The following is a 12,930-nucleotide window of genomic DNA, read 5'->3' as shown; positions in this document are numbered from 1 at the left end:
CGCCCAACAAAACGTTCTTTAGGGGTCTCGCCTTGCAAAACCGTCGTCAGATGCTGTTCTCCACCGTCGCGGCCGGCTTCGCCGCCTCGGCGCCGTCGCTCGTCTTCGCTCAAGGCGCCGCGCCCGCCAATGGCGAAGTGGCCAAGATGAACGCCCTGTTCGACGACGCCATGGCCAAGCTGCTGCGGCAGTCGCCGGAGCTGGCCACGGGCCTGGGTCTGGACAAGGGCGATTTGGCCTGGACCAAGGGCCTGCTCAGCGACCGTTCGTTCGAGGCGATCGCCGCCAGCGCCGAGCAGAACCGCCAGATGCTCGCAGCCCTGCGCGCCATCGACCGCAAGTCGATGTCGGGCATGGACGCGATCAACTACGACACCGTCGAGTTCACCCTGGCGGTGCAGGACGAGGGCAGCAAGTTCACCTATGCCGGCGGCGGTTCGGGCGCCCCCTATGTGCTGAGCCAGCTGACGGGCAGCTATCAGCAGATGCCTGACTTCCTCGACACCCAGCACGCCATCGAGACCAAGGCCGACGCCGACGCCTATCTGTCGCGGATGGAGGGCTTCGCCCGCCTGATGGATCAGGAAACCATCATCGCCAAGCGCGACTACGCCGACGGCGTGATCCCGCCGGACTTCGTGATCGACAAGGCGCTCATCCAGATGAAGTCCTTCGCCGACACGCCGCTGGCCGAGGCCCCGCTGATCAAGTCGATCGTGCGCCGCACCGCTGACAAGAAGATCGAGGGCGACTGGGCCGGCGAGGCCACCAAGGTCTATCTGAACTCGGTCCTGCCCGCCCTGAAGCGCCAGATCGCCCTGCTGGAAAGCGTGCGGCCAAAGGCCACCCATGACGCCGGCGTCTGGCGCCTGAAGGACGGCGGCGACTACTACGCCACCTCGCTGAAGAACTATACGACCGCGACCCTGACCCCGGACGAGATCCACCAGCTGGGTCTGGACATGGTCAAGTCGATCGAGATCCAGGCCGACAAGATCTTCAAGTCCATGGGCATGTCCAAGGGCACGGTCGGCGAGCGCATGGCCGAGCTGGGCAAGGACATCTACGAGAACACCGACGCGGCCAAGGAGCAGCTGATCGCTGACCTCAACGTCAAGGCCAAGTGGATCGAAAAGCAGCTGCCCGCCTATTTCGGCCAGCTGCCCAAGGCCCCGCTGGAGATCCGCCGCGTGCCCAAGGCCATCGAGGCCGGCGCGCCGGGCGGCTACTACAATTCGCCCTCGCTCGACGGCAAGCGCCCGGGCATCTACTGGATCAACCTGCGCGACACCAAGGAACAGGCCAAGTACACCCTCACCACCCTGACGGTGCACGAAGGCGTCCCGGGCCACCATCTGCAGCTGACCCTGTCGAACGAGGCGCAAGGCCTGCCGCTGATCCGCAAGGTGATCGGCTTCTCGGGCTATGCTGAGGGCTGGGCGCTGTACTCCGAACAGCTGGCCGTCGAGATGGGCATCTACAAGACCGACCCGCGCGGTCACATCGGCATGCTGCACGACGCCCTGTTCCGCGCCGTGCGCCTGGTGGTCGACAGCGGCATGCACCACAAGAAGTGGAGCCGCGAGCAGGCCATCAAGTACATGGCCGAGACCATGGGCGACGAGGAAAGCGGCGCGGTCACCGAGATCGAACGCTACTGCGTGTGGCCGGGCCAGGCCTGCAGCTACATGATCGGCAAGATCGTCTGGCTGCGGGCGCGCGAGAAGGCGAAAAAGGCCCTGGGCGCCAAGTTCGACATCCGCCAGTTCCACGATGCGGGCCTGCTGTCAGGCATGACTCCGCTGACCGTGCTGGAATCTGTGGTCGACGACTACATCGCCGCCAAGAAGGCCGGCAAGTAGGACGGGCAGGAGAGCAGGGGACTAGCCCCAGCTCTCCGACGCCCCGGCGCGCCGCGCTATGGGCTTGATCGCTGCCGGCTTCAGCGCCGGCAGCGGCTGGTCCGCCGGTCTGCCAAACAGCCAGCCCTGGGCGAAGTCGACGCCGGCGTTGCGCACGACGTCCTCGACCTCGACCGTCTCGACCATCTCGGCGACCGTGCGGATCTTCAGGTCGCGACACATCTCGACCAGTCGGCGCACCATCACGCCGTCGCGGCCGTTGCCGGCCAGTTCCCGAACATAGCGACCGTCGATCTTGACGATGTCGAGGCTGAGTTCCTGCAGATAGGCGAACGAGGCCGCTCCCGCCCCGAAGTCGTCCAGACAGACCAGCGACCCCAGGCCACGCAGCGCCTGGATGTGGCGGTTGGCCCGCGGCAGGTCGTCGATGGCCGCGCTCTCGGTGATCTCGAAGATCAGCCGCCCCTTGGCCTGGTCGAACTTGGCCAGGGTGCGAGAGACATTGTCGACGAAGCTCTCGTTGACGATCGTGCGTCCCGAAACATTGACCGCCAGCTTCATCTCGCCCGACCGGTCCTGCGCCAGACGACGCACGGTCTGTTCGACGATGGCGTTGTCCAGTTCCTCGATCAGGTCGAATTCCTCGGCCATCCGGATCAGGGCGAACGGGCTGGCGCTATCCTCGAACCGCACCAGCACCTCGTGGTGATGGGCCAGCCCCGTCATCAGATTGACGACAGGCTGGTAGGCCAGATTGAACCGGCGCTGGCTGACGGCGACGCCCAGGGCGCCGGCCCGCGCCAGGGTGCGCTTGACCGAGCGGTTCATCGCCTCGGCCAGGCTCATCGGCGGAGCATCCTTCAGGCCTTCGCTCAGGAAGTCGTCGAGGGCGTAGCGCAAGGCGCGCATGGCGCGGGCCGACGCCGTGCCGACCTCGAGCGACACCACATGGGCGGTGGCGTCCAGCGCCAGCACCTGGCTCAGACGGCGGGTCAGGCCATCGGTGCTTTCGTCCTTGGCGCGCAGAATGGCGAAACGGTCGTCCGACAGCCGCGTGGCCGCCGAGCCGCCGTGGGACTCGGCGCGCACCGCGCCGGCCACCTGGGCGTCCAGAACCTCGACTTCGGCGCTGGGCAGGGCGGCGCGCCGGTCGCCCAGACCGGCGAACTCGACCATGGCCAGTTCCAGTTCGATCCCGGTCACCCTGGCTGCCTCAAACAGTCCCTTGGCGATGTCCTCGAACGATTCGCGCGGATGCAGACCTTCGTGAGTAAGCGGCGGGCTGGGCGCCTGGCTCGAGGTCAAGGCGCAGGACAGGCGGCCACCGTTCTCGGGCAGGGCCCGCATGACCACGCTGACGTGGCGTTCCGTCGGGCCGGCCAGGCTGACCACGACGGGGCCTCTGCGCGCGCCGTCATCGGCGCAGGCAAAGATCGCATCCATCAGTGGCTGGTCGCAGGGGGCGAACAGGTCGCGCCAGGTCTTGCCGGTCAGCGCCGCTTCGCTTTGGCCCACGATGCGCTGCGCCGCGCCCAGGGCCATGCAGATTTTCCCCTCGCGAATCTCGACCAGCAGATCAGCGCTGGCGAACGCCAGTCCAAGCAGGCGACGTGGATCAATCGACAAGGCGCAACTCCCCCATACGACCGAAACCGTCGCACGCGGGCCTTAAGGACGTGTTTCTCGATCGAGATAAGGCGTGCGGCAAAGGGCCGCACATCCCCGATCCGGGGACTGGAACACGAGCACATGTCGAAAAGAACATCTTGCGAACACGGAACAAAGCCGGTACGACTTTGAGTGTTCCACCGATCAATGGGCGCGTGAAACGCGAAGCCCGGCTTGGCCGGGTGGAATCATGGAATAAGGGCGCATCTCCAATGAACCAGGCGGCTTTGAAACTCGTGGGTAAGGAAGACGGCGACAAGCAGCGCGCTCTAGAAGCGGCGCTGGCGCAGATCGACCGGGCGTTCGGCAAGGGCTCGGTGATGAAGCTGGGCGAAAAGGGCAAGGTCGAGATGGAGTCCGTCTCCACCGGCTCGCTCGGCCTTGACATCGCGCTCGGTATCGGCGGCCTGCCCAAGGGGCGGGTGATCGAGATCTATGGTCCGGAAAGCTCGGGCAAGACCACCCTGGCCCTGCACGTGGTGGCCGAGGTCCAGAAGGCCGGCGGCACCGCCGCCTTCGTCGACGCCGAACACGCGCTCGATCCGGGCTATGCCTTCAAGCTGGGCGTCAATCTCGACAACCTGCTGGTCTCGCAGCCCGACAACGGCGAGCAGGCCCTGGAAATCACCGACACCCTGGTGCGCTCGGGCGCCGTCGACGTGGTCGTCATCGACTCGGTCGCGGCCCTGACCCCCAAGGCGGAAATCGAGGGCGAGATGGGCGACAGCCTGCCCGGCCTTCAGGCCCGCCTGATGAGCCAGGCGCTGCGCAAGCTGACCGGCTCGATCAACAAGACCAACACCATCGTCATCTTCATCAACCAGATCCGTCACAAGATCGGTGTGATGTACGGCAGCCCCGAGACCACCACGGGCGGCAACGCCCTGAAGTTCTACGCCTCGGTGCGCCTGGATATCCGCCGCACCGGCTCGGTGAAGAACCGCGACGAGATCATCGGCAACAATGTCCGCGTCAAGGTCGTCAAGAACAAGGTCGCCCCGCCATTCCGCGAGGTCGAGTTCGACATCATGTACGGCGAGGGCATTTCCAAGCTGGGCGAGATCATTGACCTGGGCGTCAAGGCCGGCGTCATCGACAAGGCCGGCTCGTGGTTCTCCTATAACAGCCAGCGTATCGGCCAGGGTCGCGACAATGTCCGCGAGTTCCTGAAGGCCAACAAGGATCTGGCCAACGAGATTGAGGCGGCTGTCCGCAAGTCTTCCCAGAAGATCGAGGAAGAGCTGCTGGTCGGCGGTCCCGAGGACGGCGACGAATAGGCCTTCGGCCTTTTCGAAGACGACAGACAGGTTTCGCGACCTTCGCTTGGCTACGGCGTATCCCGCCACTCTTGACGCCCGTGGCCTCCCGCCGCGAAGGCCGCGATCCCCCGGACGCCTGGCCCCCATGCCAGGCGTCCGACTTCGTTTTGGAGCGGGACGCGCTGCCAAGTCCTCCCCCTGAAGGGGGAGGCGGCCGGAGGCCGGTGAGGGAAGACCGCAAGGCGTCAGCAGCACTTCCCCCTCCGTCGGCCCGAAGGGTCCGACACCTCCCCCGCCAGGGGGAGGACTTGAGGGGATAGACCGTGTTCAATCCCCGTTCGTTTCAGAACAAACTCCCGCCCAATCAACGGCTTGTAAAATAGTTGATCGCGCCAATCAGACGCGCTGAAACCTCCCGTATTCTTGTCCCACCTCGTCGCGAGGAAGGGGCGCAAGGCCAGCGACCATTGCGGTGGCGGGGGGTGATCGAGCGGGACTGGGCTTCAGGGGGATACTGAGGCGCGTCCGGGGATCCTGGCGTTGCAGGACCCGCCCGCCGTCGGCGTGGATGGGGATCAAGGCGAGTGTTGGTCAGAATTGGCCCCACGCCCCCCGACCTTCGGGACTTCGGGAAACCGAGGTTTCCGGGTTCTGGTAAGGCCCCAACTGGGCCACCCGCCGGGACGCTGACGGAAAACGGTCGCGCGGAGCGCTCGGCTTCGTCGAAACGGTTATTCTATTTCTCATCCGGACGCAGTCCGGACGCTCCGCGACCCTTTCATCCCTTCAGCGAGATTTCGCGTGAGGTTGCGAAACTATGCCCGCCAGACTGGCGTCCTCCACGCCTGCGGCGATCCCCCGGAGGGGAAAGGTGGCTGCGCGGCAGCCCTGAGCTGGAAAGTGCAAGCCACGACGGCCCTTTGGACGGCCTCACCGCCTCCCTACATCCAACGCGGTTTCCACTCCGCCGAAAACCGCGCTATGCAGCGCCAACCTCCGGACAGCCGGACTCTATCGAGATCCTTGAGACGCCCATGCCCAGCCTGAACGAGATCCGCGGAACCTTCCTCGACTATTTCGGCAAGGCCGATCACGCGATCACGCCGTCGGCGCCGCTGGTGCCGCAGAACGATCCGACCCTGCTGTTCGTCAATGCCGGAATGGTGCCGTTCAAGAACGCCTTCACCGGCGCCGAGACGCCCGCCTATCCGCGCGCGGTCAGTTCGCAAAAGTGCGTCCGCGCCGGCGGCAAGCACAACGACCTGGACAATGTCGGCTACACCGCCCGCCACCACACCTTCTTCGAGATGCTGGGCAATTTCTCGTTCGGCGACTACTTCAAGGAACAGGCGATCACCCACGCCTGGACCCTGCTGACCCGCGACTTCGCCCTGCCCAAGGACAAGCTGCTGGTCACGGTCTATCACACCGACACCGAGGCGGCCGATCTCTGGAAGAAGATCGCCGGCCTGTCCGACGACCGCATCATCCGCATCGCCACCAACGACAATTTCTGGTCGATGGGCGACACCGGCCCGTGCGGTCCCTGCTCGGAGATCTTCTTCGACCACGGCGCCCACATCCCCGGTGGCCCTCCGGGCAGTCCCGATGAGGACGGCGACCGCTTCATCGAGATCTGGAACCTGGTCTTCATGCAGTTCGAGCAGCTGGCCGGCGGCGAGCGCCTGTCGCTGCCCAAGCCGTCGATCGATACCGGCATGGGGCTGGAGCGCGTCGCCGCCGTCCTCCAGGGCGTGCACGACAACTATGACATCGACATCTTCAAGGCCCTGATTGCCGCCAGCGTCGAGCTGACCGGCGTGAAGGCCGAAGGCGTTCAGGCGCCGTCGCACCGGGTGATCGCCGACCATCTGCGCTCGTCCTCGTTCCTGTTGGCCGATGGCGTCACGCCGTCGAACGAAGGCCGCGGCTATGTCCTGCGCCGGATCATGCGCCGGGCGATGCGCCACGCCTATCTGCTGGGCGCCAACGAGCCCCTGATGCACCGCCTGGCCCCGACCCTGGTCGCCGAGATGGGCCAGGCCTATCCCGAGTTGCGCCGCGCCGAGGCCTCGATCGTCGAGACCCTGCGCCAGGAGGAAGAGCGCTTCCGCGTCACCCTGGGTCGCGGCATGGGCCTGCTGGACGAAGCCACCGCCAACCTGTCGTCGGGCGGCGTGCTGGACGGCGAGGTCGCCTTCAAGCTCTACGATACCTACGGCTTCCCGCTGGACCTGACCCAGGACGCCGTGCGCGCCAGGGGCATCAAGGTCGACACCGACGGCTTCGACGTGGCCATGGAGCGCCAGCGCACCATGGCGCGCGCCAACTGGTCTGGCTCGGGCCAGACCGGCGCGGCCGCTGCCTGGTTCGGCATCAAGGAACGCTCGGGCCCGACCAACTTCGTCGGCTACGACAACACCGAGACCACGGGTGTGGTGAAGGCGATCCTGGTCGACGGCGCCGAGGCGCAGGCCGCTTCGGCCGGCCAGACCGTCGAGGTGCTGCTGGACCGCACCAGCTTCTACGCCGAAAGCGGCGGCCAGGCGGGCGACACCGGCGTGATCGAGGCCAATGGCCGCGAGAGCCGCGTGCTCGACACCCAGAAGCAGGCTGGCGAGCTCTATGTGCATCGCGTTGAGCTGGCCGGCGACCTGAAGGTCGGCGACAGCGTCGTCGCCTCGGTGAATGCCGCGCGCCGCACCACCACCCGCTCCAACCACTCGGCCGCCCACCTGGTCCATGCCGCCCTGCACCATGTGTTGGGCCCGCATGTCGCCCAGAAGGGCCAGATGGTGGATGGCGAGCGCATGCGCTTCGACTTCAGCCACGGCGGCCCGCTCTCGCCGGACGAGATCGAGCGTATCGAGACCGAGGTCAACGAGGTCATCCGTCAGAACGTCCCGGCCGAGACCAAGGAGATGGCCCCGCAGGAGGCCATCGAGGCCGGGGCCGTGGCGCTGTTTGGCGAAAAATATGGCGACAGCGTCCGGGTCCTGACCCTGGGCAAGTCGCTGACTGAGACCGGCAAGGCCTATTCGGTCGAGCTGTGCGGCGGCACCCACGTGGCCCGCACCGGCGACATCGCCCTGTTCAAGATCGTCTCGGAGCAGGGCGTGGCGGCCGGCATTCGCCGCATCGAGGCCCTGACCGGCGAGGCGGCCCGTCGCTTCCTGCTGGACCAGGCCGGCGTCGCCAAGGCCCTGGCCGACCAGTTCAAGACCCCGGTCCTGGAGGTCGGCGCTCGCGTCGAGGCCCTGATCGCCGAGCGCAAGTCGCTTGAGAAGCAGCTGGCCGAGGCCAAGAAGCAACTGGCCCTGGGCGGCGGTGGCGGCGCGGCCTCCGGTCCGGAAGACGTGGGCGGCACGGCCCTGATCGCCAAGGTGCTGGACGGCGTCGGCGGCAAGGAACTGCGCGGCGTGGCCGAGGAGTTCAAGAAGCAGCTGACGAATGGCGGCGTCGTGGCCCTGGTCGGGACCAGCGACGGCAAGGCCGCCGTGACGGTCGCGGTCACCGCTGATCTGACGGACCGCTTCAGCGCGGCGGAGCTGGCCAAGGCTGCAGTGCTGGCCATGGGCGGCCAGGGCGCGGGCGGCAAGGCCGACTTCGCCCAGGGCGGCGCGCCGGACGCGACCAAGGCCCAGGCCGGTCTGGATGCGATCAAGGCCGCCATCGCCGGCTAGTACCGGTCGAAGCCAGGAAAACGGAAGCCCGCCGTCTCGGATGAGGCGGCGGGCTTGTCTTTGCAATCAGCTGCTCAGGAATGCCGAGAGCTTGTTGCCGTCCGGGTCCCGGACATAGGCCCCGTAGTAGCCATCGCCATAGGCGGGGCGAGGGCCGGGGGGGCCTTCACACGTGCCGCCGTTGGCCAGGGCCGCAGCATGAAAGGCGTCGATCTGGGCGGTGTTTTCAGCCTGCAGTCCAACCATGATGCCGTTGCCGGCGCGCGCCGCCTGGCCGTCATGGGGTTTGCAGATGAACACCTTGGCGTCGCCGCCTTCCGGCCCATAGCCGATCCAGTCGCCCTGCCGCCACAGGCGCTGTTGGCCCAGCACAGCGGAGATGGCGTCGTAGAAGGTCTGGGCGCGGTCCAGGTCGTTGGCGCCGATGGTAACGTAGCGGATCATGGCTGGTGTCCTCCTTGGTGACCCAGAGTAGCCGCGAAGTGGCGCTGGAATCCAGAACGAAGGGGGAACTAGCTGACACCTTGTGTCAGCAGTATCGCTACGGCTGACAAGGTGATGACCGCCAGGGCCGTGGTCAGGGCGACGGTCCGCGCCGCGCCCCGCGCGAAGACGCTCAGGGATCGGGTCTGGATGAAGACATTGACCGCCGTCGGCGTCGCGGCCAGCAGGGTGGCCCCCAGCCGGAAGGCGAGCGGCGCGTCGGTCAGGCCTACGGCCAGCCAGGTCAGGACGGGCAGGGCCAGCAGCTTGGCGACGGCGGCGGCCATTACCGGGCCGGAGCGTGGGACCGCCTCCACATCCGTTGAGCGCAGGGCCAGGGCCGCGCCCAGGGCCACCAGCGCCACCGGGCTGCCCGAGACGGCGGCGGCGGCCACGGCGCGATCCAGCAGCGACGGGAGGGTCAGGCCCGTGATCGCCATGCCGACGCCGATCAGCGAGGCGACGACGACCGGGTTGGACAGGGCGCGCCACACTGATCCCGGGATCGAGCGCCCGGCGGCCCAGCCCAGCAGGGCGATGCCTGTCGCGGCGACAATCACGAAGTCGACCGCGACAACGCCGGCCGCGAGGCGTGCGGCCTCTGGGCCCAGCACGGCGGCGGCGATGGGCAGGCCCAGGAAGGCGCTGTTGCCCAGGCTGCCGGCCAGGGCGGCGCCGGCCCGTTCCTCACGCGTCCAGCCCAGCACCTGGCCCAGCACCAGCAGCCCGGCCATGACCAGCAGCGCCGCCCCGGCGAAAGCCGCCAGACCCCAGGCCAGGGCCGGCCCCGGCGTTCCGATTCGCGAGAGCGAATGGATCAGCAAGGCTGGAAAGCCGATCCAGAACACATAGGCCGACAGGCCGCGCGACATCCCCTCGTCCAGCAGTCGAAGCCGGACCAGGGCCACGCCGGCGCCGACCAGCAGGAAGAACGGCAGCACCCGCGACAGGACGCCGAGCACGAGATCGATCACGAGGCGCTCTCTGGTGGTTGCAGGACGCCTCGCTCTATCACTTGCCGGCGGGGGCCGACCAGCCCGGCAGGGTCAGGCGATAGACGAGCACCAGATTGTCATTGTCGCCCGCCGCGCTGCCGTCGGCGGCCTTGATCCCCGCGTCGAAGGCGATGCCGCCGACCACGCCGGTGGCGGTCTGGAAGTCGTTGTCCGAGCCGATGAACAGGAAGGCATCGTTCGGCGCCTTGGGATCCAGGGCCGGAACCAGGGCCAGGGCCTCGAACTTCTCGGGCAGGGTGAAGGCGTTGGTCGCGGCGTTGTCGAGGTTGAAGCCGAAGCGGGCCATTTGGGCCGGGTGGATCAGATTGATCAGCTCCACCTGTTTCACCGGCACGATGCCAGCCTCGAGCACGCCGTTAGGCGCGACCGGCTTGGTCGAGGTCTCATAGGCCGTGCCCGCGATATTGGTCGCGCCGGCGGTGTCGATCAGCAGCACGCTGCGATAGACGGCCGGGCGGGTCGCGCCGCCGCCGCGGCCGTTGCCGTCGCGGGCCAGGACCAGGAACTGATGGTCGCTGAGCGCCAGGATCTCCGACTGGGCGGCGGTCTTGTCGGGCGCGGCGCCGTCGCCCTTGTTGCGGAACACCGGCAGCTGGAGAACGTATTCGGCGACCGGCGCGGCCGGGGTGGCGGACTTGCGGATGTCGTACAGGAACAGTCGGGTATTGGCGCGGCTCTGGTCAGCGTCCTTGCCGGAAGCCGAATCCTGCACCGTTGCGCTCTGCAGCAGGGCGGCGAGATGCTTGCCGTTTGGCGTGATGCTGACGCCCTCGATGCCCTGGTTGTTGCGACGGCCGGTTTCCGGGGCCTTGGCGCCGGTCAGCATGGGGGCGCCGCCGTTCATCGGAGCCACGGCCGCCACGGGGGCGATCACGCCCTGCAGTGCGCCGGCCTTGTCGAAGCGGTAGATGGCCGCCGCATATTCGTCGGAGACGTAGAAGCCGCCATCAGCCGCCATGGCCAGGCCCTCGCTGTCCAGGCTGATACGGCCGGCGGCGGCGGGTTCGGAGGGGTCCAGGCCCGTGAAGGTCTGGCCCTTGGCGTCCTTCAGCAGCAGGCCGCCGGTCGGGGTCAGCTTCACCTGTTCCGGCGCGACGGTCTCGCTTCCGGCATGGGGTGCGAAGGTGAAGCTGAACCGGTGCAGACGGTTGGCGTAGTCGGAGGTGCCGACGATCGTGCCCACCCCGTTGGGGCCGCGATCGGGCAGGGTGGTCAGGCTGCCGGCATAGGTCCCGTCGGCCAGACGACGCCAGTCGCTGATCGCCATGGCCGAGAACGAGCCCAGGGTGTCGCCGTTGAAGTCGCGCAGCGCGGCCGACAGGCGCCCGGCCCCGACCAGACCCTGATTGGTCCGCTTGACGCCGCCCAGTTCCACCGTGACCGCGCCCTCGGCGGTCGCCACGTTGGGCCGGGTATAGGCGGTCGGCTGGGCCACGGCCGCCGGGGTCAGGACCAGCAGCGAGGCGGCGGCGAGCAGCGGCAGACGAGCAAGACGGATCATGGCGATGGGTTCCAGCAAAGGGGTCCCAGCGCGGTTACCAGCCTTGCTTGACGCTTCGGTGACAGCGCCGGCCCTGAGCCTAGCGCTCCTCGCGCGGCAGGCGAATATGCACCAGCTTCCAGGTGAACAGTTCGCGCCGCTGGAAGGTGAACACCGTCACGCGCCTGGCGTCGCCGGGCCGCTTCATCGCCACGCGAACGCGGTTGGGATCCCAGTAGGCAATGGTCGGATAGGGGCCAGAGACCACGGCCTTCAGCTTGCCGGTCAGGGTTTCGGGACGGGCCGGGCCGGCAGGCGCGGCGCCGGGCGCATAGCCCCGCGTCAGGGCCGATATGCCGGCGATGGTCAGATAGCGATCGACCTTGGGCTCGGGCGGCGCGATCGGCTCGATGGCCCGGCGCATGGCGCCCAGCGGGTCACGCCAGATCGAGGGCGGCTCGGCCGGGGCCACTGGGGCGGCTTCGACCAGTTGGCCGGTCAGGCTGCGCCGCACGGCCGGAAAGTCGACCAGCTCGCTGATCGCCTGCACGTCCTCATACTGGGCTGCCGCCTTCAGGGCCCGGAAGGCGAACCATGGCGCCGAGGCGAAGGTCGCCGCGAACACGAAGATGCCCAGGACGATCAGGTCCCAGATCCGCTTCTGCAAACTCATGGAGCGCCCCAGAATGGTTAACGCGGCATAGAAGGGGTATTCGCCCCATCGTCGCAAGCGTCTTCGCGTCAGGGGGGACCCACAGGCGGCTTGCCGCCCTGATAGACGCACGCCATTTCGGCGGCGCCCTCGGCGCGCTTGCGTTCGATCAGGTCGGCGACCCCGAGAAGTTTCTCGACCAGTCGCCTCTGGAGCCAGGCCTTGTTGCGTTGGCGACGCAGGTTTGAGCGGCACATCCCTTCGCGGCGGATCGGGCGTGCGGGGCGGGGATTGGGCATGAGGGTGTTCCGTTTCAAGGCGGAAGGCAGGGCTGCGCCGCCCCGCGCTTTCGCTGCGAAGTTCGGGGAGGGTGCGGGGCGCCGGGCCACGCCCGGACAAGAAATGGAGATTACCGTTTCGACGAAGCTCGGACGCCCCGCGCGATCGTTATCCGTCAGCGTCCCGTCAGGTGGCCCTGTTCAGGCCTTACCGGGAGCCGGTCTCCCGCGTTTCCGCAAGAAACCGGCGGTCGAGGCGGGCGAGCCAAGCAAATGACTAATGAACACACCCGTCTGCCCTCATCCACGCCGACGGCGGGCGGGCCTGGCCAGCAACCAGATCCCCGGACCGTCCGGGTATCCCCCCCGAACCTGTCCCCGCTCGACCACACCCCAAGGCCGCGAAGGTCGCTGGCCGCGCGCCCTCCCCATCGCCCTGAGGTGAAGACAGTATACGGCGGCGGCTATCGCGGGGGCGTTGGGGCGGTTGGGGCCAGGGATTTCAGGGGGTTAGGCGCGGGAAGGGGGGTGGATGAACCGATTTCGAAG

9 protein-coding genes are annotated in these 12,930 nt (G+C 67.6%); 3 read left to right on the top strand and 6 right to left on the bottom strand.

Annotated features, from left to right (window positions below; genetic code table 11):
- Nucleotides 1–50 precede the first annotated feature (50 nt).
- Nucleotides 51–1,862, top strand: a complete 1,812-nt coding sequence (locus ACW176_RS19395) for a DUF885 domain-containing protein (protein WP_492111973.1) — start codon at nt 51–53, stop codon at nt 1,860–1,862.
- A gap of 21 nt (nt 1,863–1,883) precedes the next feature.
- On the opposite strand, the gene ACW176_RS19390 is transcribed toward ACW176_RS19395, so the two are convergent.
- Entirely contained in the window at nt 1,884–3,488 is a 1,605-nt protein-coding gene (locus ACW176_RS19390; protein WP_492110295.1) for an EAL domain-containing protein, read from the bottom strand.
- Between the two features lie 254 nt (nt 3,489–3,742).
- Here ACW176_RS19390 and recA point away from each other — a divergent pair, with 254 nt between their 5' ends.
- A complete protein-coding gene (recA, locus tag ACW176_RS19385; RefSeq protein ID WP_419251958.1) occupies nt 3,743–4,807 on the top strand; it encodes a recombinase RecA in 1,065 nt (354 codons plus the stop codon).
- 1,016 nt (nt 4,808–5,823) lie between these two features.
- Nucleotides 5,824–8,472: an alanine--tRNA ligase gene (gene alaS / locus ACW176_RS19380; protein WP_492110294.1), complete on the top strand. Its 2,649-nt coding sequence runs from the start codon at nt 5,824–5,826 to the stop codon at nt 8,470–8,472.
- A 66-nt stretch (nt 8,473–8,538) separates the two neighbouring features.
- Here alaS and ACW176_RS19375 read toward each other — a convergent pair whose 3' ends face one another.
- The 5 genes from ACW176_RS19375 to ACW176_RS19355 form a co-directional block, all read right to left on the bottom strand.
- A complete protein-coding gene (locus ACW176_RS19375) occupies nt 8,539–8,916 on the bottom strand; it encodes a VOC family protein (protein ID WP_492110293.1) in 378 nt (125 codons plus the stop codon).
- A 68-nt stretch (nt 8,917–8,984) separates the two neighbouring features.
- Nucleotides 8,985–9,929 carry an AEC family transporter gene (locus ACW176_RS19370; protein WP_492110292.1) on the bottom strand — a complete coding sequence of 315 codons (945 nt, stop codon included), beginning with the start codon at nt 9,927–9,929 and terminating at the stop codon, nt 8,985–8,987.
- A 37-nt stretch (nt 9,930–9,966) separates the two neighbouring features.
- Complete coding sequence (locus ACW176_RS19365; RefSeq protein WP_492110291.1) at nt 9,967–11,472, bottom strand: esterase-like activity of phytase family protein; 1,506 nt, start codon at nt 11,470–11,472, stop codon at nt 9,967–9,969.
- Nucleotides 11,473–11,551: 79 nt separating this feature from the next.
- Nucleotides 11,552–12,124: a DUF2939 domain-containing protein gene (locus ACW176_RS19360; RefSeq protein ID WP_419320848.1), complete on the bottom strand. Its 573-nt coding sequence runs from the start codon at nt 12,122–12,124 to the stop codon at nt 11,552–11,554.
- A gap of 68 nt (nt 12,125–12,192) precedes the next feature.
- Nucleotides 12,193–12,402, bottom strand: coding sequence for a hypothetical protein (locus ACW176_RS19355; RefSeq protein ID WP_492110290.1), 210 nt, complete (start codon nt 12,400–12,402; stop codon nt 12,193–12,195).
- Nucleotides 12,403–12,930: the final 528 nt, after the last annotated feature.

The organism is Caulobacter sp. FV1ye13L, assembly GCF_058681155.1.
Note: the sequence above shows the minus strand (reverse complement) of the source record. Positions and strands in the feature narration are given on the sequence as shown.